Annotated in this window: 18 protein-coding genes and 1 pseudogene; 8 read left to right on the forward strand and 11 right to left on the reverse strand. The window is 60.5% G+C overall.

The window, feature by feature from the left end:
• Positions 1-326 precede the first annotated feature (326 nt).
• The 3 genes and pseudogenes from NDI76_RS16330 to NDI76_RS16340 form a co-directional block, all read right to left on the reverse strand.
• A pseudogene (locus tag NDI76_RS16330) lies at positions 327-583 on the reverse strand (transposase); the annotation flags it as partial.
• Between the two features lie 54 nt (positions 584-637).
• A complete protein-coding gene (locus NDI76_RS16335; RefSeq protein ID WP_310925202.1) occupies positions 638-2092 on the reverse strand; it encodes an aldehyde dehydrogenase family protein in 1455 nt (484 codons plus the stop codon).
• 301 nt (positions 2093-2393) lie between these two features.
• Complete coding sequence (locus NDI76_RS16340; RefSeq protein WP_310925203.1) at positions 2394-2798, reverse strand: universal stress protein; 405 nt, start codon at positions 2796-2798, stop codon at positions 2394-2396.
• A 220-nt stretch (positions 2799-3018) separates the two neighbouring features.
• On the opposite strand from NDI76_RS16340, the gene NDI76_RS16345 reads away from it, so the two are divergent.
• The 4 genes from NDI76_RS16345 (at position 3019) to NDI76_RS16360 (ending at position 7283) form a co-directional block, all read left to right on the forward strand.
• A complete protein-coding gene (locus NDI76_RS16345; RefSeq protein WP_310925204.1) occupies positions 3019-4185 on the forward strand; it encodes a thiolase domain-containing protein in 1167 nt (388 codons plus the stop codon).
• On the forward strand, positions 4185-4568 hold the full coding sequence (locus NDI76_RS16350) for a Zn-ribbon domain-containing OB-fold protein (RefSeq protein ID WP_310925205.1): 384 nt from the start codon (positions 4185-4187) through the stop codon (positions 4566-4568). Before NDI76_RS16345 ends, NDI76_RS16350 begins: the two co-directional genes overlap by 1 nt.
• A 100-nt stretch (positions 4569-4668) precedes the next feature.
• Positions 4669-5169 carry a gamma carbonic anhydrase family protein gene (locus NDI76_RS16355; RefSeq protein ID WP_310925206.1) on the forward strand — a complete coding sequence of 167 codons (501 nt, stop codon included), beginning with the start codon at positions 4669-4671 and terminating at the stop codon, positions 5167-5169.
• A gap of 113 nt (positions 5170-5282) precedes the next feature.
• Complete coding sequence (locus NDI76_RS16360; protein ID WP_310925207.1) at positions 5283-7283, forward strand: AMP-binding protein; 2001 nt, start codon at positions 5283-5285, stop codon at positions 7281-7283.
• A gap of 138 nt (positions 7284-7421) precedes the next feature.
• Here the strand turns inward: NDI76_RS16360 and NDI76_RS16365 are convergent, their stop codons facing one another.
• Together NDI76_RS16365 and NDI76_RS16370 are read right to left on the reverse strand one after the other, a co-directional pair.
• Positions 7422-7865 (reverse strand): metal-sulfur cluster assembly factor, encoded by a 444-nt coding sequence (locus NDI76_RS16365; protein ID WP_310925208.1) that lies wholly within the window; start codon positions 7863-7865, stop codon positions 7422-7424.
• Between the two features lie 2 nt (positions 7866-7867).
• Positions 7868-8938, reverse strand: a complete 1071-nt coding sequence (locus NDI76_RS16370) for an amidohydrolase family protein (protein ID WP_310925209.1) — start codon at positions 8936-8938, stop codon at positions 7868-7870.
• 239 nt (positions 8939-9177) lie between these two features.
• Here NDI76_RS16370 and NDI76_RS16375 point away from each other — a divergent pair, with 239 nt between their 5' ends.
• Positions 9178-9933 (forward strand): SDR family NAD(P)-dependent oxidoreductase, encoded by a 756-nt coding sequence (locus NDI76_RS16375; RefSeq protein WP_310925210.1) that lies wholly within the window; start codon positions 9178-9180, stop codon positions 9931-9933.
• 50 nt (positions 9934-9983) lie between these two features.
• Here NDI76_RS16375 and NDI76_RS16380 read toward each other — a convergent pair whose 3' ends face one another.
• The 5 genes from NDI76_RS16380 to NDI76_RS16400 all read right to left on the reverse strand — a co-directional run bounded on the left by NDI76_RS16380 (position 9984) and on the right by NDI76_RS16400 (position 15142).
• A complete protein-coding gene (locus tag NDI76_RS16380; protein WP_310925211.1) occupies positions 9984-10229 on the reverse strand; it encodes an adenine nucleotide alpha hydrolase family protein in 246 nt (81 codons plus the stop codon).
• 89 nt (positions 10230-10318) lie between these two features.
• Positions 10319-11221 (reverse strand): ABC transporter permease, encoded by a 903-nt coding sequence (locus NDI76_RS16385; protein ID WP_425498379.1) that lies wholly within the window; start codon positions 11219-11221, stop codon positions 10319-10321.
• Positions 11222-11313: 92 nt separating this feature from the next.
• On the reverse strand, positions 11314-12888 hold the full coding sequence (locus NDI76_RS16390) for a sugar ABC transporter ATP-binding protein (protein WP_310925213.1): 1575 nt from the start codon (positions 12886-12888) through the stop codon (positions 11314-11316).
• An 18-nt stretch (positions 12889-12906) separates the two neighbouring features.
• On the reverse strand, positions 12907-14055 hold the full coding sequence (locus NDI76_RS16395) for a sugar ABC transporter substrate-binding protein (protein ID WP_310925214.1): 1149 nt from the start codon (positions 14053-14055) through the stop codon (positions 12907-12909).
• Positions 14056-14365: 310 nt separating this feature from the next.
• A complete protein-coding gene (locus NDI76_RS16400; RefSeq protein ID WP_310925215.1) occupies positions 14366-15142 on the reverse strand; it encodes an SDR family NAD(P)-dependent oxidoreductase in 777 nt (258 codons plus the stop codon).
• A 179-nt stretch (positions 15143-15321) separates the two neighbouring features.
• On the opposite strand from NDI76_RS16400, the gene NDI76_RS16405 reads away from it, so the two are divergent.
• The 3 genes from NDI76_RS16405 to NDI76_RS16415 all read left to right on the forward strand — a co-directional run bounded on the left by NDI76_RS16405 (position 15322) and on the right by NDI76_RS16415 (position 20481).
• A complete protein-coding gene (locus tag NDI76_RS16405; protein WP_310925216.1) occupies positions 15322-16176 on the forward strand; it encodes a beta-keto acid cleavage family enzyme in 855 nt (284 codons plus the stop codon).
• A 363-nt stretch (positions 16177-16539) separates the two neighbouring features.
• Positions 16540-17307, forward strand: a complete 768-nt coding sequence (locus NDI76_RS16410) for an IclR family transcriptional regulator (protein WP_310925217.1) — start codon at positions 16540-16542, stop codon at positions 17305-17307.
• A 2076-nt stretch (positions 17308-19383) separates the two neighbouring features.
• On the forward strand, positions 19384-20481 hold the full coding sequence (locus tag NDI76_RS16415; RefSeq protein ID WP_310925218.1) for a Gfo/Idh/MocA family protein: 1098 nt from the start codon (positions 19384-19386) through the stop codon (positions 20479-20481).
• Positions 20482-20745: 264 nt separating this feature from the next.
• Here the strand turns inward: NDI76_RS16415 and NDI76_RS16420 are convergent, their stop codons facing one another.
• Positions 20746-21570 (reverse strand): aldo/keto reductase, encoded by an 825-nt coding sequence (locus NDI76_RS16420; protein ID WP_310925219.1) that lies wholly within the window; start codon positions 21568-21570, stop codon positions 20746-20748.
• Between the last annotated feature and the right edge of the window lie 7 nt (positions 21571-21577).

Genomic DNA, 21577 nt, shown 5'->3' on the forward strand with positions numbered 1-21577 from the left:
GTAGATTCACTTGTCTTTAGTGACCTAAAACAAAGTAAATTGGCGGACCTGCGAAACGTTCGTTTTCGGTGGGTAGCAGCCTGTACACAGTCGTTAGACGCACTTATGTATCTTATATCGCTATATCAAATCTCGTCGGTGGGGTGAGACTACGGAGGCTATAGAACGGTGGTAATGCGTAGATTTGGCTGAATCTGAGATGGAGAGCGACTTCGTTCTCGTTCCAGTCAGGGATAATATAACAATCCCAACTAGTCATGGCGAAAAGCCGCCAGCTAGACTGCACCGTCGTTCGTGAACCGACGGACACTCATCTCGAAGTCAACCTACTCGACTCCAGTCAGCTTCTTCAACAGCGTGAGAACCGTATTCGCGGTCACGACCGGTGACCGCTCGTACTCACCCGTTAGATCGGCTTGTACAAGGAGGTCGACCACTCTCCAATCGAATACAGCAGAGATGCGAACGCGAAGTGGAAGAACCGCAGCACGAAATTCTTCGACGTGGTGGCCGTCATGAACCGCTTGATGAACTTGTACCCACTCTCGATTTTCCACCGATAGTTGTACTCTCGAATCGCTCCCGCTGGCCCGAGGCCCCGAGCAGGCAAGCGGTAGTAGACGTCCCCCGAGTAGGCTCACTTCGAGATGTTGAGACAGACGTTCTTTAGTTGGGTGTAGTTGTGGACGGCTTGCGTTCCGTTCTCTCGACCGATGCCGCTGTCTTTGAAGCCGCCGAAGGGAGTCTCGTTGCCACCAGCGAACCACTCGTTGACGTAGATCTGGCCGGCGTCGACGTCGCGCGCGAAGCGGTGGGCTCTGCCCATGTCGGTTGTGATGACGCCGGCGACGAGCCCGTAGTCCACGTCGTTGGACCGCCGGATGGCCTCGGCTTCGTCATCGAAGGTGCTCACGGTCAGCACCGGCCCGAAGACCTCTTCCTGGAGGAGCCGTGCGTCCTGCGGGACGTCCGCAAACACCGTCGGTTCGACGTAATACCCCTCGCGGTCGAGCACTGCCCCACCGGTGAGCGGTTCGCCCACCTCCTCACGACCGACCTCGAGGTATTCCGCAACCGTATCGAGGTGGGTCGCCGAGACGAGCGGGCCGACATCGTGGTCGTCGATGCCCGGACCGATGGAGAGACCCTCGACAGCGCTGACGAGTTTGTCGAGATAGGCGTCACGTATCTCGTTTTGAACGATGACGCGGGAGGACGCCGAGCAGACTTGGCCGGAATTCGTCGCGAAGATGCCTTTGATCGTCTCGTCGACGGCGACGTCGAGGTCGGCGTCGTCGTAGACGACCAGCGGACTCTTGCCACCGAGTTCGAGGTGGGGTTCGGTGAGGTTCTCGATGGCGGCCTTCCCAACCTCGCGGCCGGTCGCGCTCGACCCGGTGAACGTCACACTCCCAATGTCGGGGTGCCCCGAGAGCGCCGCCCCCGCGGAAACGCCCTCGCCGGGAACGACGTTGACCGCGGCCGGTGGAACGCCGTTCTCGTGGAGAAGTTTCGTGAGTTCGAGCGCTCCGATCGGCGTCTCCTCGGCCGGCTTGACCACCGCCGCGTTCCCGGCTGCGAGCGCCGGAGCGACGCTCCTTGCGAAGAGGTAGGCCGGGACGTTCCACGGGACGATGTGGCCGGTGACACCGAGGGGTTCCCGAACCGTGTAGTCGACGTGACCGTCGTCCAGCGGGATGCTCTCACCCTCGATTTTGTCGGCCAGGCCACCGTAGTACTCGAAGTGGCGCGCGCAGCGCTCCACCTGCCCGACGGCCTCGGAGAGCGGTTTTCCGTTCTCGAGGGTTTCGATGCGGGCGAGTCGGTCCTTCTCGTCCCGGATGGCTCGGGCAACGTCGTTCAGTATCTCACACCGGCGGGCGGGAGTGTACCCGTGCCAGGTCTCGAAGCCGTCTTGGGCGACGTCGACGGCCTCGTTAACGTCGGCCTCGGTCCCAGAGGCGACCGTCGTCAACGGTTTACCTGTCGCCGGGTCGTGGACGGTGAGCACCTCGCCGGACGACGCCGCACGCTCGGTGCCGTCGATCAACACCCCGTACTCATCAGCAATTGCTGGTAGATCTGTCTGCATCGTACATCAACAATGCACGCAGACGCTCATAATAGTTCTTGTCAATATCGGAATGGAGGACAACATCCACTACCGGGAGACGAACTCGTTGGGGGCAACGCGCAGTTCGTCGAACGCACGGCCCGGATCGTCGACGAACTGACCTGCCCTGTGGCAAGCACCGAGTCGACTCAAAGTGTTCGTTCGGCCCCTGTTGTCAGCTCGTAACCGTCACGATGAGCTCCGACGGCAGACTGTTGAGATCGCTCGCTACAGAGAGAACCGACGCCGGGTGTGCCAAGTCACCGATTTATCGGTGGGTTCACTTCGCTCCGACGATAGTCACCGGAACTGGTGAATCAAGCGCCACCGACTGGGTGACGCTCCCGAAGAGCGCTTTGCCGGTGGGTGAGCGGTTTCGTCCGCACACCACGATCTCGTCCGCGCCTATCTCGTTCGCCAGATTCACGATCGACTCCGCGACTGGAACATACAGTTCGGTCTGTTCGATCGTGATGCCAGCAGCAGAGAGGACATCCACTGCTTCAATGACGCCCGGACTTTCCTCGTCGAAGCTGTCACCACCGGCATCGCTTGGCTCATCGCGATAGGCGTGAGCAACTGTCACGGTGACCTCATCTGTCTCACCGGGGAGCCCTAAGACGTACTGAGCTTGAGCAGCCGCCCGATCGATTTCGTCGTCTACCGGGAGGAGTATCTGATACATAGCATGGAATACGATACCTCGTGTCGATAAATACGTTCCCCCGGACTGCGGTCAGAAATGTCGACCCACCGCAGCCAGCGGGAGGTTCTCCACGTCGTGTGGGGTAGCCGGTCGTAGTGAGTGGATACCGAAGGAGCACCGGAAACGACACCGAAAGAACCCATAATTCGGTGTCCAGAGACCGCAACACCTACAATCGGGACGGGAATAATCGTAACGTATGCATGCAGTTCGCATAGCCGGTGCTGGCTCAACAGCGTTCGGTGCGTCTCCCGAACGGACCGGGCGCGACCTCTTCGGAGAGGCGGCCCGTATCGCCATCGAAGACTCGGGCGTCCCGAGGGCGGATATCGACCGCCTCTGTTACGGGAACTTCGCCGGAACGGTCACCGAACGGCAGGGACACCAAGGACCGCTGATGGCAGAGGCCGCGGGCGTGACCGCACCAGCGACACGGTACGAGAGTGCGTGTGCGTCGGGCGGCGTCGCACTCAGGAGTGGGGTCGAGGCGGTCCGGTCGGGAGCGGTCGACGTCGTCCTTGTCGGCGGGATGGAGCGGATGCACAACGTTACGACGGAGCGAGCGACCGAGGGACTGGCGATGGCGGCGGACGACCTCTACGAGAGTCGCGCCGGCGTGACGTTCCCCGGTGCGTACGCGCTCATGGCACGCGCGTACTTCGAGGAGTTCGGCGGGACGCGAGCGGACCTCGCCGCGGTCGCGGTGAAGAACCACCGCAACGCACTCGGAAACGAGAACGCCCAGTTCCAGCGGGAGATATCCACGACCGACGTTCTCGAAGCGCCCACCGTCGCCGACCCGCTCGGACTGTACGACGCCTGTCCGATCACCGACGGGGCAAGTGCGTGCGTCCTGGTCAGCGAGGAGTACGCGGAGAATCACGACCTGAACGCTTCAGTCTCGATTACGGGGTCCGGACAGGGCACCGACTCGCTCGCCTTGCAGAACCGAGAGTCGCTCACGCGGACCCCTGCGACGGAGCGAGCGGCGATGGTCGCCTACGACGACGCCGGGGTTGCCCCAGCGGACGTCGACCTGCTCGAAGTCCACGACTGCTTCACTATCGCCGAGGTATTGGCGCTCGAAGGGTTGGGGCTGTACGACCCCGGTGGTGCTATCGACGCCGCGACGTGCGGTGAGACGACACGAGACGGCGACCTCCCGGTCAATCTCTCGGGTGGGCTGAAGGCGAAAGGTCACCCGGTCGGGGCGACCGGCGTGAGCCAGGTCGTCGAGCTGACGAAGCTCCTCCGCGGCGACCACGTCAACAGTAGCGCGGTCCCCGACGCCTCCGTCGCCGTCGCCCACAACGCCGGTGGAACCGTCGCGAGTGCGACTGTCCACGTCCTCGAGGTGCGTTCCTGATGCGAGAACCGAGAGAAGAAGGCTACGACGACCTGCTCGACGCGCTTGAATCCGACACCGGCTACTACCTCTCCTGTCCGGCGGGCCACGGGTCGCTTCCCCCTCGACGGGTGTGTCCGCGCTGTGGCGACGACGAGCTATCGGAAGAGACACTGCCTGCAAGGGGAACGGTCGTCACGTTCACCGAGGTAGCTGTACCGGCCCCGGCGTTCGCTGGCCAGACACCCGTCGTACTCATCGCCGACTTCGGACCCGTCCGACTCACCGGAGAACTCCAGGACTGCTCGGACGTACTCGAAGTAGGGAGTGAAGTAATACCGACCGTCGTGTCGTCGTCGGGCGGTAACCGTCACGTCGGCTTTCGGCTCGCGTCCGAAGGCTGACCTCGGCGTCGTTCACTGTCCCGTTACGCTCCGTGCCGTCCCGTCTCAGTTCTTGAACGGTCCCGGTAGCACTATAGTGTCCTATCCTCGCATTGCGGGTATGCAGCGCACTTTCGACGAGGCGACACCGACCGTCGCGGAGTCGGCCTTCGTCTCGGAGCAGTCGTACCTGATCGGCGACGTCGTAGTGGGTGACCGTGCGAGCCTCTGGCCGTTCACGTGTCTTCGGGGAGACGGTGGCTCCACGGTCGTCGGCAGGGAGACGAACGTCCAGGAGTTCACCATGCTCCACGGCGCGATCCTCGGCGACGAGGTCACCGTCGGTCACAACGCCGTCGTCGATTACGCGACCGTCGAGGACCACTCCCTCGTCGGTATGGGGAGCCGTATTCTCCGGGATGCGACGGTCGAATCCGACTGCATCGTCGCCGCCGGTGCGGTGGTTCTACAGGGTCAGACGATTCCCGAAGGGCACCTCGCCTACGGCGCGCCGGCCGAGACGAAACCGATCACGGACGACCAGCGTGAGGAGATTGACCGCGTCCACCAGCACTACGTCGACCTCGGACGTCAGTACGGAGCGGCCGGTCAGTTCGAGTGACTGGAGAGTCCGGTTGATCGACTGCGGCGTTCGACCGGGACGTCTCGACGAATCCGCCACGTTAACCCCGATATTTTATATCTATTGCTGTGGCAACCTAGAGACGCGCAACCATGACAGACGGCACCCACGAAGAGCCATCCATCGTCCACGAACCGACCCGGGAGTTCGTCGAGTCGACGAACGTCTACGAGTTCATGCAGACGTACGACATCGACGACTACGACGAACTCATCCGCCGAACCACCGAGGAGGTCGACGGCGTCGAGGCGTCGGGCGTCGAGTGGTTCTGGGACACCATGCCGGAGTACCTCGGCATCGATTTCTACGAGCCGTACGAGACGATCCGTGACGACACCGACGGCCCCCAGTTCACCGAGTGGTATCCGGGTGGTGAACTCAACCTCGCACACAACGTGGTGGACCGCCACGCTGCCGCCGACGCTGAGACGAGAAACTCCGTCGCGTGTCTCTTCGAGGGCGAACCCGGCGACATCAGAGAGGTGACGTATCACGAACTCTCTCGACAGTCGAACAAGGTTGCGAACTATCTCGAATCGGTCGGCGTCGAGACCGGTGACACCGTGGGGATGTACATGCCGATGGTCCCCGAGGTCATCGCGATTCTGTACGGCTGTTTCAAAGTCGGCGCCATCGCGGTTCCGATATTCTCCGGATTCGGTGTCGAGGCGACGGCCACGCGGATCGAAGACTCGGAGTGCTCGGTGCTCTTCACGGGTGACGGTTTCTACCGGCGCGGCAAGTCACTCACGCTCAAAGAAGCGGCCGACGACGCCATCGACGAAGCGGGCCACGTCGAGCACACGGTCGTCTACGACCGCCTCGGCGACGACGCCGAGGTTCCGATGGGAGAACGCGACGAGTGGTGGGACGACGCGATCAAGGGCCACGACGACGAGTACGACACCAAATCGCTGCCCTCCTCACAGGAGTCGATGCTGCTGTACTCCTCGGGGACCACCGGCAAACCGAAAGGCATCGTCCACACCCACGCCGGCGTACAGCTACAGTGCGCCAAGGAGATCTACTTCGGATTCGACCACAAACCCTCGGACCGCTTCTTCTGGGTCTCGGACATCGGCTGGATGATGGGTCCGTGGACGATTATCGGCAATCACACCTTCGGTGGGACCGTGTTCATGTACGAGGGGGCGCCCGACCATCCCCAGCCGGATCGGTTCTGGGAGATGATCGACCGGCACTCGCTCTCGACGTTCGGTATCTCCCCCACGGCCATCAGAGCACTGCGCAAACACGGCGACGAGTGGGTCGAGGAACACGACCTCTCCTCGCTACGCCTGCTCGGGTCGACCGGCGAACCGTGGGACCCCGAATCGTGGCAGTGGTTTTACGAGCACGTCGGGGGGAGCGAGGCACCGATCATCAACATCTCCGGCGGCACCGAGATATGCGGCTGTTTCCTCATGCCGATGCCGACCCAGCCACTGAAGCCGTGTTCGCTCGGCGGGCCGGGGCTCGGGATGGACATCGACATCGTCGACGACTCCGGGAACTCCATCGCCGACACACACGAACGCGGCTTCCTCGTCGCGCGCGACTCCTGCCCGTCGATGACCAAGAGCCTCTGGAGCGGCGACGAGCGCTACCTGGAGGAGTACTGGTCGACGTTCACCGACCCGCCGTTGTGGAACCACGGCGACTGGGCGCAGAAGGACGAGGACGGCTTCTGGTTCCTCCACGGCCGCGCGGACGACGCGCTCAACGTCGCCGGGCGGAAGGTCGGCCCCGCGGAGATAGAGGGCGTCCTCACCGAACACGAGAGGGTAAATCAGGCTGCGGCCGTCGGCGTCCCCGACGAGACGACCGGCACGGCAGTCGTGACGTACGTCGTGCTCGAAGACGGCTTCGAAGGAAGCGATGAGCTCCGGGCCGAACTGTCGACGCTCGTCGGCGAGGAGTACGGCAAACCGTTCCGCCCGCGTGAGATCCTTTTCGTCCCCGAGTTCCCGAAGACCCAGTCCGGCAAGGTGATTCGACGGGCCATCTCGTCGATCTATCAAGGCGAGGAGCTGGGCGATATGTCGAGCATCGAGAACCCCGAGTCACTCGACGAGATCGAAGCGGCGTCGTAGCGGGCAGTGTGAACCGCGTGCGTTGGTGTTTTTGTGTTTTCGCGGGGCGGTTCGACCCTATCCAACTGGGTGTGAAATCGTAAAGAACGCAATGTCGACGAGTCGAACGAATCGAATCAGTCGACTTCGTTCCGGCGGTCAGTCCGAGCGTTCGGCGTAGGGGGTAACGCCAGCGGCGTCCATCTGGTCGTGGAACCGCTGCCGTCGAGCCTCCCGTTCCTCGGTCGACATCCGGTCGTTGGTCCAGATCTGACCGCTGGTGTCCTGGTGGACCTCGCAGCCGTCGACCTCGTCGAGCGACTCGACGCGCTCGCGCACCTCGTCGTTGATGTCGAGGAAGTACGTACATCGCTGTGAGGTCAGGAGGAGCGTCACCTCCACGTCGCGGCCGTCGACCGCGATGGACTCGACGAGACCGAGGTCGAGGATGCTGATCGGGTGATCGCTCATACAGCTACAGGGGTCGAGCACCTCGTCCAGTTGCGCCTTGACCTTCGTCTTGCGCTCGTCGTCGAACTCCGTGCTCGGCGTGACGTGCGTGGCCTCTTCCGTCCGCGCGTAGGGGTCGGTGTGTGCGGACATGGTTAGTCGTCGGACGCGAGAGCCGAGTCGGCTTCGTACGTCGACCACGGCTCGGCGGGGAAGTCGCCGCTCTCTTCGCGTTCCGTGCGGAGCTGGTCCCACTTGTCCCCCTGGATGTCCTTCTTGATCTGCTCGGGGTCCTTGTCGAGGAGCCGAAGCGCGTTCTTGCCGAGGATCTTTTCTTTCATCTCCTGTGTGACTTCGGGGTAGTCGTAGTCTTCGATCAGGTCTTCGGGCATCTCGAAGTTCCGGATGCCGTCGATGGGTGGCTGAGGGTGCAGCGCCGTCGCACCCCCGGCGTAGACGATGCGGTCCGGGCCGGCCCAGTAGAGCAGTTCACCGAGCGCTTTCGCGAACTTCCGCGGTCGGGTGTTGACGAGACAGGCGGTGTTCTCGAGGTTGGCGTAGACGTTGTCGTGGCTCGCCATCGCGAGCACCGTCTCCTCTACGAACGAGAAGCCCGCGTGGATGATCTCGAAGTTGACGTCGGGGAACGAGTTGGCCGCGTCCTCGACGTCGTCGGGCTTGAAGTAGCGAACGGGCGCCGTCGCGAACGGGATGAACTTGTGGATAGCCAGCGTGTCGACCTCGGAGTCGGCGACTCGCTGGAGAAGGGGCCAGACGGCCTCTTCGGTCAACTGGAGCGAGAGGTCGTTGCCGTTCTGGTAGCGCGCGGGATAGAACTTGATGCCCTCGACTCCGTCTTTCGCGGCGAACTCCTCTATCTGGTCGCCCGCGTCGTCTTCGAGCGGGTTGATGTCGACGTACATCGACACGCGCTCGGGGTTCTGCTCCATGAACTCGAAACCCTTCTCGCGGGAGACGTAGCCGTCGTGGAAGTAGTCGTCGAGCGGCAGGGAGTGGTAGACCGAGTAGTCGATCTGACTCTCTAAGAAGAGGAGCCGAGCGAGCTCTTCGGGCTGGTGGTCGCGGTAGAACACCTCTTCGGACGGTACGTAGCCGTCGGGGAGGAGCTTCGCACCGAGCTCGTACGTCTCGTCGTCCCAGATCTGTGCGTGTGGGTGTTTGTGATTCTCTGGCGTGTGGTTGAAGCAGTGTGACACGGAGTCCACTACGAGTGAGCCACTGTCTAACATCTCGTGGTGTACGTCAAGTGAGCCATTATTAAACATTTGGGTAAGCGGCGGCAGTTCGTGTGTCGACAGTGATCGTTTGACCCGCACAGAGTCATCACCCGGAGTCAGTCAGTACACGACACCTGCGCCAGCGCGCGGAGTTGAGCCGGAGAGTGGAAACCTGGGCCTGAGCGCGAGAAACACTTAATTGAGCGGCAGTAGCACCCTAGCCTGTCATGTCCGAGCGACTGCAAGGGAAGACAGCACTGGTCACCGGTGGTTCCTCCGGCAACGGACGGGCCATCGCTCGGCGGTTCGCCGAGGAGGGTGCGCGCATCACCGTCGCCGACGTCCGCGAAGACCCGCGGATGGGCGGTGAACCGACACACGAACTCATCGAGAGCGAGGGTGGAGAGGCACAGTTCGTTCACTGCGACGTCAGTTCGGTCGAGGACCTCCACGCGGCGGTCGACGCCACCGTCGAGGCGTTCGGTTCGCTGGACGTAATGGTCAACAACGCCGGGGTCGAGCGTCAAAAGCCGCTGGGAGACGTCACGGAGGAGGACTACGAGTGGCTCATGGATATCAACCTCAAGGGCGTGTTCTTCGGGAGTCAGGCGGCCATCGGAGTGATGCGCGACCAAGACGACGGTGGCAGCATCATCAACATGTCCTCGATTGGCGGCATCCGCGGCTTGGAGAACTCCTCCCTCTACTGTACCTCGAAAGGCGGGGTGACGAACCTGACCCGAGAGTTGGCCGTCGAACACGGCGAGTACGACGTCCGCGTCAACGCCCTCAACCCGGGGTTCATCGAGACGGCGATGACGATGGAGGACGGCGACACGGCCGGCGGCATCCTCGATCAGACGCCGCTGGGGCGCGCAGGCCAACCCGAGGAGGTTGCGGACGCGGCGCTGTTTCTCGCGAGCGACGAGTCGTCTTTCGTCACGGGGCACAATCTCGTCATGGACGGCGGCTTCACTGCCTGAACCGGGCGGGGTGAGCACCTCTTAGTACTCCGTGCCCGCGGCGACTGTCGTCACGAGACGCCGTGTTCGTCCAGCGCTCCCGTGCCCTCTGACAATAGTTCCTCAGCGTCCTCGGTTGCCTTCTGGTACCAGCCTTCCAGTCGCCCTCGGCCGCCACGGTTGGGGTCGGTGATGGATTCGCTGTAATCGATGACGTGGACGAGCACGAACGCGTCGTCGTTGTAGGTCGAAAGGGCGTACTCGAACGCGCGCAGTCCCTGTAGTGAATCGTTTAGCGCGACTAGCGTGCGTCTCATACCGAACGGTACGCTACCGGGGAGCATGACGTCGCAAATCCAACAGGTGGGTGTAGAAGCAGAAGAAAAGAAACCCGGAAAGAGTCGCTCTACTTCACCACGTCGATCTTCTCGCGGTCGATCGACAGGGCGACCGCCGCGACGACCACGAGCCCCAGGATTATCTCTTGGACGAACGAGTCGATGCCGAGCAGGTTCATGCCGTTGTTGAGGACTGCGATGACGAGCACGCCCAAAATCGTTCGGTGAGGCCCACCGACGCCGCCGGTCAGCGCCGTCCCGCCCATGACGATGGCGGCGATGCTGGGCAGCAAGAGCCCGCTCCCGATGTTCGGAGAGGCCGACGAGATGCGCAGTGTCAGCAGGACGCCAGCAGTACCACAGAGCAGTCCCGACAGCACGAAGGGGTAGATCTTGTAGCGGTCGACCTTCGCGCCAGCCAACTCGACGACGCGCTCGTTCTCACCCAGCGCGAAGCAGTACCGGCCGAACTTCGTTCGGAAGGCCAAGACGATGGTGACCAGGTAGATGAGCAGCCCCCAGAGCACGAGGTTGGGGATGCCCAAGACGTCCCCGGTCGAGATGGTGCGAATGGCGGGGTTCCGGAAGGTGATGGTCGAACCACCGGTGATGATTTTCCCGACTCCGGCCATCACCGAGAGCGTTCCGAGTGTGACCAGGAACGAGGGCACTTTGAGCTTCGTGAAGACGATGCCGTTGAACAGGCCGGCGAGCATCCCGACGCCGATGGCGAGCGGGATGGCCAGCAGGCCCAGACCGAACTGTGAGATCAGGACGACGGTTACGACGCCCGTCAGCAGCACGACCGATTCGACCGAGAGGTCGATACTCTGTTGGAGGATGGGAAAGGTCCCCGCCAGCGCCACTAGCAGCAGCGTAACCGCGTTCTTCGCCACGTTGTCGAGCAGGTTACCCTCGGTGAAGAAGCGCTCCGTCGTAAACGTGAATGTGATCATCAGCCCGAACAGCATGACGAACGGGCCGAGATCCTGTATCCAGTCGTGGAGGGTGCGTTGCTCTCGTTGGGCGGTTATCCATTCGCTCAAATTACTTGTACTCATTGTCAGATCATCTCCTGTATCAGGTCTTCTTCGGTCGGTTTGTTGCCCGGCGAGGCGTCAAAGGGCTCGCCGACGAACTCGCCTTTCGCCATCACAGCGATACGGTTGGACATACCGATGACCTCGGGCAGTTCGTCGCCGATGAAGACGATCGAGACGCCTTGGTCGGTCAGTTCACGGCAGAGACGGTACACCTCCTCTTTGGCACCGACGTCGATGCCCCGAGTCACGTTGTCCATCACGAGCACCGGGGTCTCTTGAGCCAGCCAGCGGGCGATGACGACCTTCTGCTGGTTCCCGCCGCTCAGGCCGTGCACCAGCGCGTTGGGTCCCGGCGTCTTGATCGACAACTCCTCGATGGCGTTGCGGGTCGCCTCCTCCTCGGCGTCTAGATCGAGCAGCGGCATGTTGCCGTTCATGTCCCGAACCATCGCCAGGGAGGTGTTGACCAACACCGACTGGTAGAGCAGCAAGCCCTCGGACTTCCGGTCTTTCGGAATGTAGCCGACGCCCGCGTCGACCATGTCGGAGACCGTCGGACTCTGCAATGTGGTGCCGTCGACGGATATCGAACCGTGGACCGTGTCGAGGTCTCCGGCAAGTAGGCGGCCCAACCGCTGCTTGCCCGAGCCCTCGACACCGACGATGCCGAATATCTCCCCCTCGCGGACTGAGAAGGATACCGGACCGACTGTGTCTTCGTGGACCACTTCCTTGACGGTCATCGTCGTCTCGCCGAGGTCGGCCTCGCGCTGTTGGTCGGGGACTCGGTAGTACTCGTCGGCGGTCTCCCGGCCGACCATCGCCTGCTGCAGCGAATCCGTGGTTGCGTCGGCCGCGGTGGTGTCGTCGACGCGCTCCCCGTCCTTGAGGACGTAGATGCGGTCGGATATCTGCAACACCTCGTCGAGTTCGTGGGAGACGAAGACGAACGTTGCCCGGTCTCGCAGGTCGTTCACGAGGTCGAAGAGGATCTTCCGGCCGCTTTCCTCCAGCCCGGCTGTCGGCTCGTCCAGTAGGATGACGGGATTCTCGGACTTCTGGGAGACGTGGAACGCCTTCGCGATCTCGAGCATCTGGCGCTCGTTGAACGTGTAGTTGCGCACGCGCTCGTCCACGTCGATGTTGATGCCCAGGTCGTCGACGAAGGCCTGGGCCTCCTCGCGCATCTGTTCTTTCTTGAGGACCCCAAACTGCTCCATCTCCCGCCCGAGGTAGAGGTTCTCGTACCCCCGCATGGTCGTGATAACGTCCTGTTCTTGGTGGACGAGCGAGACGCCGTAGTTCGCCGCTTCACGCGGATTCGTGAACGTGACCGCTTCCCCGTCGACGTACAGCTGGCCCTCGTCGGCCTCCAACACGCCGGTTAGGATGTTCAGCAGCGTGCTCTTGCCCGCACCGTTCTCTCCGACTAGACCGATGACCTCGCCGTGGTCGACTGCCAGCGACACGTCTTTGAGAGCCTGCACGTGGCGAAACGACTTCGAGATACCCTCGACACGGAAGCTGTGGTCGTTCCCGCCAGTCGGGCTGGCTCGGTCCGCGTTTATCTCCTCTGTGTATGTCTCTGATGCCATGGGGGTGTGTGATGAAAGTTACTTGAGCGGGTTCGATTGGAATTGATCGCTGTACAGTTGGGTCGTTTCCTCTTGGGTGGCCTCGTCGGTGTAGACGCCCGGCAGGCTGTAATCGTTTGGCTTGTCCGCCTCCTTCCAGTCGAGGACCTCCTTCATGTCCGCGAGATTCATCGGCTGCATATCGATCTGGGGGTCCCAGGCGTCCTCACCGGCCTCGACGACGGACATCTTCGTCCAGTCGTAGGGTGTCTCACCCGAGAAGATCGCGTCGTTGTAGTCGGCCGCGTCGACGACCGGGAGTCGGTCGATCGTGTCGATCCACTCGTCGGGATTTTTGACACAGACCGGCGCGTTGAACGACATCATCTTCTCTGTGGGGCTGAGCGTGTGCCCGTTGATGTAGTCGTGGCACTTCGCGACCGACCAGCCGGCCTGCCACGGCCCCATGCCCGAGACGGTGCCGGTCATCCGGTCCTCGGCGATGGCCGCAAGTCCGGGCTCGCTGGCGTCGATGCCGACGACGGGCACGTCGATGTCGTTCTCCTCAAGGATAGTGAGTCCACCCAGCGCGACGGCGTCGTTCTGGCCGAAGTAGCCGCCGATCTCGTCGCCGAACTGGGAGACCTTGTCGTTCATGACCGAGCGGGCGTCCGAGCGGATCCAGTTGCCCGGTTGGCGTGGCCCCGCCATCTCGATATCGGGATACTCCTCCATCGCCAAGTCGACACCCTTGTTCCGGCCGATGTTCGGGGCCGTCCCTCGGTTTCCCTCGATGTGGACGAACGTCCCGCTGCCGCCCATCGACTCGAACAGCATCTTCGCGGCGCTGTACGCGTGGTTGACGAAGTGGGGTGTAAAGAACGTCACGTACTCCTTGCCGGCGTCCTGCGGGACGTACCAGTCGGCGATGGTGACCGCAAGCACGCCCGGAGTGCCCGATTCCACCAGCGTCTCCGCGAGCGTGATTGCGGCGGCGTTAGTGTAGGTCTGCCCGGCGATGAAGTCCGCGTTGTTCGACACCGCCGTGTCGAACTGCTGTTGCTGTGTCTGGACTTCGCCGTTGTTGGTCTGGACGTTCGTCTCGTAGCCGAAGGCCTCGCAAGCCTCGAGGTACCCCTTCTCCCAACTGAGCCAGTAGGAGTTCTGTCGGTTGGCGATGGATCCCATCGAAGTCAACGAGCCGCCAGACCCGCCTGAACTGCCCGAGGACGTCGATGACCCATCACCACTCGAGCCACCGTCGCCCGAGCCACCTACACATCCCGCTAGACCACCCAGTGCGATCGTGGCCCCACCAACGGCGGTTTTCTCGATGAACCGGCGCCTTGACTGGTTACTGCTATCTCGTGGCATGTTTGCGTCACTGTGATTTCGTGAGTCCTCCGATATATAGTTTATGATTGATAATGCGATACACTTCCTCAGTCGTCACTCTCGCCGAGCGGTTTCATTCAGGCGGCTCGCACGTCGGGTTTTGTCAGTACATCACTTTGCCCGCCGAGACGTTGAGGTCTTGCCCAGTCATCTGGTCGGCGTCGGAGGAGCAGAGGAACGCGACCGTGTTCGCGACGTTCTCTCTGTTGACTAGTTCGTTCCGAGGGCTCTGACTCTCGGCGTCCGATCGGACCGCCTCGTAGGACCGGCCCGCCGCCTGTGCCTTCTCCTCGAAGACTCGCTGGATGCGGGGACCGTCGACCGACCCCGGACAGATCGCATTGACGTTGATGTCGTGGTCGCCGACCTCGGCCGCGAGCGTCCTCGTGAATCCGATGAGCCCCATCTTCGAGGCCGCGTACGGTGTCCGCTGTGTGAGCGGCCGCTTCCCTGTCACCGAGGCGATGTTGACAATGCGACCGTATGACTGGGTTTTCATCGATGGAAGCAGCGTCCGGCAGGTGTAGAACGCCCCCCGAAGGTTCACGTCGAGGGTATCGTCCCACTCTTTCGAGTCGATGGACTCGCACGGCGCGGTCGGTCCCGCGATGCCGGCGTTGTTGACGAGGCACTCCACGCTGCCGAACTCTTCGAGTGCGGTGTCGACAGCCGATTCGACGGATTCGAGGTCGGTAACGTTGGTCTCTATCGCGCAAGCACGCTGATTCTGGGCGTCAACGAGGTCGACGGTCTCCTGCATCTCGTCGGGGTCAAGGTCGGCGACGACGATGTCGGCCCCCCGTCGTGCCAGTTCGACGCAGATGGCTTGGCCGATACCACGGCCGCCACCGGTGACTAGGGCTGTGCTGTCTTTCTGCATACCCTCACATCCCGAACGATGATTGATAAACATTAGGGTTCCATACCGGGGCTCAGCCCCTCACACACGCATCAACGTACTACTGATCAGAAGCAGAGTAGAATCGAGTCGCACCACGGAACGGCCGTCCCAGACGCGCTCCCGGAAGAATTAACACGATGAAATGGGTGGTTTGGGGTATGCCGTACAGTGGCTACGAAGATTACTTCGACCGAAAGCTCATCATCTCCGTCGCGACGACCGGTGGACACCACGGAAAGGAGGCAAACCCGAACCTCCCGACCCAACCCGTCGAAGTGGCACAGGACGTTGCCGCCTGCGAGGAGGCAGGGGCGTCTATCGTCCACCTCCACGCCCGTGACGAACACGGTGAGAAGACGAAGTCGGTTGCTAGGTACCAAGAGCTCACGGACGCGATCGACGAGTACTGCGATGACATCATCGTCAACTTCACCACAGGCGGTGGTGGTATCTACCCGCGGGAAGAGCGCATCGCTCCGGTGCTCGAGACGGATCCACGCCCGGAGGTGGCAACCGTCGACTTGGGTCCCATCAACTTCGGCCAGACGCGGACAGCCGAGAACACGCGCGAACAGAACGAGGAGTACGCCGAGCGGATGCGTGAGGCCGGCGTCAAACCCGAACTCGAACTGTTCAACCCGGGCCACATCCCGGAAGCGGAACACCTCATCGACGAGGGCCTACTGGAGGAACCCTACTGGGCGACGGTCATCTTCGGGATGCAAAACGGGATGCCGCCCGGCCCCCGGAACTTGGAGGCGTTCGTCGACAACTTGCCCGACCCCGTCGAGTGGCAGTGCCTCGCGGTCGGCAAACACCAACTCCCGATGACGACCGCGGCCATCACGATGGGGGGTCACGTCCGCGTCGGGATGGAAGACAACGTCTACTACCGGAAAGGTGAACTCGCCGAGAGCAACGCACAACTCGTCCGCCGAACCGCTCGCATCGCGGACGAACTCGAACGGCCTGTCGCGTCCCCTGCGGAGACCCGAGAGATGCTCGGGCTCTGAATCCTGGGAGCTCCGCGAAACCCCGGAGAAGCGGTCGATTTTCCACGATATTCGGGAGGCACGAATCGTATCTCAACCGCCAACTCGTACCGAACCCTCTCTGTTCTCTGCCCAGTTCAGCTGACTTATCCTCTAAATTGAGAGGAATCCCAACCTCAGGCGGTCCAGTTCGGTGGTTTCTGGCAACCGTCGGAACTCTAACACTCGCTCGTCGCCCGAAATCGTTTGTGCAGAGGCGAATTTTATATACTCTGTGAGTATGTATCACACCCGCACGGTCTTCATTTCACGGACTGTACTTGGGGATTATCTGGCAATTCGCGACACACGAATTTTATATAGTAGCTACGGTATGTGTAACGTATGAACACCGATAATGGCGGTCGGCGGTTGCAGACCACGACGACCTCACTCGAGGTCATAGAGAAGTTACGCGAGTTGGACGGCGCTCGAGTGACGGAGCTCGCGGAGGTACTCGATCTCTCACCGAGCACTGTTCACGCACACCTCTCGACCCTCGTCGGCGCAGATTACGTCGTCAAGTCGGGGGACATCTACCACCTCAGCCTCCAGTTCCTCGGACTGGCAGACTACGTTCGCAACAGGAGAAACGCCTACAGGACCGCCGAATCGTACACCGACCAGCTCGCACAGAAAACGGAGTGTCGGGCTGTCTTCGCCGTCGAAGAGAACGGACGGGGTGTCTATATGTACACCTACTCCGGAAAACACGCCGTCTGGAAGTACTCCACCGTTGGCAAGCGGTTTTATCTTCATCAGACCGCCGCCGGAAAGGCCATCCTCTCCCGTCTCCCCGAGGAACGAGTCGTCGCCATCATCGAGGAGTGGGGACTCCCGGCGAGCACGGAGAACACCGTTACCGACCGGTCGGACCTGCTCGAGGAACTGGAAGTCGTCAAAGACCGGGGAGTCTCATTCAATAACGAGGAACAACTAGAGGGCGTGAAGGCTGTTGGCGTCCCCGTGGATGGCTCTGATGGTCGTGTCGCCGGGGCCTTCAGCGTCGCCAGTCCCGCGAATCGAATGACCGAAGATCGGTTTGAAGAGGAGATTCCGAAGATCCTCCTCGGCGTCGCCAACGAGTTCGAACTCGAGAACTCGATGTCCTGATATCGACATTACGCATCTAATACTATCATTACAACACTAATATTGTAATGAGTATCGCGTCCGAGTTATACATCCGTCTTTGCTGGTGTTACGATTTTAGTATTGTAAGTTTCAATCCACTTACGGACGGTCAAGTCTCTGGGGCGACTTCAACGACTGTACTGATCTGTATTATCTGTCTCTTGCCGGTCAACGACCAACTCACGGCGCGTCAGCTCTCAATCCAGACTTTATCAAACATATTAGATTAGACAACACCTGTCTCTGGGTGATCGATATAAACGGATGCTCATCGCTGGGACCGAGAGCGGTCACCGACAGCACCGCCAGCTGGAGTTGACACTATCCGAAGAATATACTCTGAAGTATTGATGGGAACCCGAATGGATACAAGATTGCCAGAGAGCACAATTTCATACTGGTCGATGGTAAAATCCCGGTGCGCTGTCCAGTACAACACTCAGATCCTCTTGGAAATTTTCGTTGAGCGAGGAAAACGAAGTGTTTCGCGTATTCGACGAATATATTTGTGGCACTATGTGTAGACCAACCACGACTTTTGAATACGTGATGAGAGAAACGTCTCATATCTCACGTCTTTACTCATCTGGTCTCTTGTCTTTCCGAATCTGAGTCTGCGACAATCTGTCATTGTCAATATCGGCTCGGTCCCTTCTTTCATCGACTGGTAACCGCTTTAGAGGGTAGGGGCACGTCGTGACGGCCTTCAAGGGGTTAATCGAGAAATCACCTATCCACGCAGGAGCATCGCACCAGCCATCAGTCGATGACGAACACATTCTATCTAATCTACTTTGTCTACTCTAGAGTATGAGTATCCAGTCGTCTATGAGCGTAACCGTCAGTTATAGCTCGTTCAAACGATCAGTGTTGGGCCAATGAGCGGTTGTAGACGGAGTTTGGGCATACCGTGCCACTCGACTGGTTCGGGTTGATGACCCCATCTTTCGGTGAGGGATAGCCTGTGTGCCGGAGAATCGACTCTGTTGAAACCCTTTGAGAGTTACAGGTTCGGCCGTCGTGTGATCGAATGCAGGCTCTCCCGAAGTCGTGGGTGCTCCAGTTCGTCGAACAAGCAGTTTTCCCGATGGTTCGACGATGTGCAATTTGGAGGTGAGAACTCCTGCACTGCTTTGTTGAACGCGCCGTTGCTACAGGGCGACCGTATGCATCGAGATACCCAGTCTTAGCTATTGTTCGTCGGGAGAATTGAGACTACGGAGGCTATAGAACGGCTGTGATACGCGGTTTCAATCGAATTAGGCAGCCGAAACCCCGATTTGCGGAACAGTCCGCTATGCTATCCAGTACTCTAACCCGATTCACATTTCTACGTGGGAAGCCGCGCCCTCGTTCTCCGACCCGGGGAGATTCATCTCGACCAGTACCGCAACGGCGCAGACCATCTACGCTGAGGGTTACAGTTGCAACTACCCGCCTCAGCGTGTTGCCCAGTTCAGGAAGGAGTTGGAAAGAGATATCTTAGATATAGATGGAAGACGAACAGGCCCAAGACATTCTAATCAAACCACGTGACGCAGAGTCTATACGCTTCTAAAGGGACTGGGTGGTGGTGTACGCTAATCAATTCAGGTGGACGTCATCGTCCGTCATCGATAGTGTAAGATGCTCCAGTAATAGTGGACCAATTTCCCTTACAACTATATTTTTGTAATGGAAAGTGGACGGGGCCACTGAGGGATGGTTCGGCGAAGTTCTCCGCGTCGCAACGAGAAGTTGGAGAGCAGGATTCCCAGTATAAGTATAAAACCAAATCTATTCCAGGAACTACTTCCACTCAAAAAGGAGCAGTTCCAGTATCACTGGAAACGAGCCGTGGATGGATGAACGACCTGTGAAGATAGCGACTACGCATCAGAGCGATTATACCAACCAGCCCTTGCCACCGACACCCATAGACTTATGTTGGCAGATGTGGTCAGCCTCGTTGATGGGTTCGACTTCGGATGAGATTCCAGAAGATTCTCTTGGGATACGAGAGCTCCGCTCCTGAAGGGAATACCCCAGTTTAGTCGACACAAGACTCTGATAACCATGTCATACAAAGCAGGTATAATCGGAACAGGCGGAATCGCCGGAATGGGAATCCTCGGGATGCACGACGAGGAGGCCATCGGGACAGAGAAAATCGACGCGAGTCACGCGGGGGGGTACGACAGCACGTCCGGTATCGAGTTGGTCGCGGTGGCGGATGTCGACGAAGAAAGTCTCGCCACGTTCGGTGAAGCGTGGGAAATTCCCCCCAGCAGACAGTACGTCGGCCACGAAGCGTTGCTCGCCAGCGAGGACCTCGACGTCGTCTCTATCTGTTCTCCCTCGTTTCTCCACGACCGACACACAATCGATGTGGCCCGTTCTGCGGCCGACCCGGATGTGATCTGGTGCGAAAAACCGATCGCTTCGCGGGTATCGGCGGCCGAGGAGATGGTGGACGTCTGCGAGGAGACCGACACGGAACTCGTAGTCAACCACTCGTTCCGGTTCACGAACAAACTACAGCGGTTGCAGTATCTGATACAGAACGAGAACCTGCTGGGCGAGATCAAATCCGTCAGCACGCAGTATCGGATGGAGCTGATGCGAAACTCGACGCACGTGTTGGACACGCTCGTGTACCTCCTCGACGCGCGCGCGGAGACGGTGAGTGGGTACATCACGGGCGACAATGAGGCGGTGGACACGTTGGACGCCAGCGAACCGGTCGACGACGCAGGTGGAGGCGGCCACATCGTGATGGACGACGACACGTTCGTATCGGTAGACTGTACGATACCGAGAGAGATGTCCTCGATGACGCTGAACTTTATCGGAAGCGAAGGGAAACTCTACCTCAACAACGACGACGGAGAGTGGCGCTACTGGTCGCTCGAAGACGGGGAGCACGTCAGGCAGGAACTTCCGGGAATCGACGGCGCCTGGACGTGGGAGGACGACTACAAGGGGTCGTTCATGAACGCGGCACACCACATCCAGGACCTCCTGAACGGGGAGTGCGAGAACTACTCGCCGGGTGCGGAGGCCGCCCGGTCGCTGGAAATCATCGTCGGGTTCTACCTCTCGCACTACACTGGGTCGCGGGTGGACATCCCGCTCGAACGGCCGTTGCGCGAAATCACGATTAGTTCGTGGTGACTGGTCGGCCGCGCGAAGGAGCCGCATCAGGTTGATCCTATGAGTTCTCAAGCGCGTCGGTCAGCTCTCTTCGGGAGAGACAGGACGCCCCTACGAGCCGCGTTGACCGAGGTGGAGGCTGTCAGCGGGACGGATCGCGGAAGTCAGGACCCTCGAGAGGTGTCGAGTCCCCGAAAACGACAACGTGTCTCGGGCCGCAATCAGTTCGTCACTCGGAGAAAAAGAGAGGACCGTCGAGCAGTAATGGAGCGTGATGCGGCGGACCTACTTCGCTTCGAGCCACGGCGAATCGTCGCGCTCCACGTAGCGCTCCTGACGGTCGATGTCGTCGATGCGCTCGATGTCCTCCTCGTCAAGGGCGAGGTCGACCGCGTGCAGGTTGTCACGGAGGTGCGCTTCGCTGCTGGCTTTCGGAATTACGCGGACGTTGTCCTTCGAGAGCAGCCAAGCGATCGAGACCTGTGCTTCGCTCACCTCGTGTTTCTCCGCAATCGATTCGAGCACGTCGTTCTCGAACACGTTGCCGCGTGCCAGAGGTGAGTACGCGATCAGCCAGATATCGTGTTCCTGCGCGTACTCGAGGATGTCGTCCTGATGGAGGAAGGGGTGCATCTCCATCTGAAGCGCCAGCGGCGTCTCGTCGAGCACCTCTAAGGCTTCGTCGAGCAGATTTATCGAGTAGTTGCTGAGTCCGACGTGGTCGATAACCCCGTCCTGTTTGAGTTGCTCGAAGGCAGAAAGCGTCTCTTCCGCGTCGTAGTGGAGAACCGGCCAGTGGACGTAGAGTAAGTCGAGACGCTCGACATCCATTCGTTCACAGCTCTTTTTCGCCCCCTCGATCACGCCGTCGTAGTCCAACCCGAACTTCTCCGCGTGGACTTTCGAAGCGACGACGACATCGTCGCGTTCGACGTCCGCCCGGTGGAGACCGCGACCCACGCTTTCTTCGTTTCCGTAGTAGTGGGCGGTGTCGATGTGCCGATACCCCAGTTCGAGTGCCGTCTGGACGCTGTTCGCGCACTCGTCCGGGTCGGTGTTCTGCCACGTACCGAGGCCTATCGCCGGAAAATTGCTTTCTGGTGGCTGCATCATCCCA

This window comes from Halogeometricum sp. S1BR25-6, assembly GCF_031624495.1.
Classification (GTDB): Archaea; Halobacteriota; Halobacteria; order Halobacteriales; family Haloferacaceae; genus Halogeometricum; species Halogeometricum salsisoli.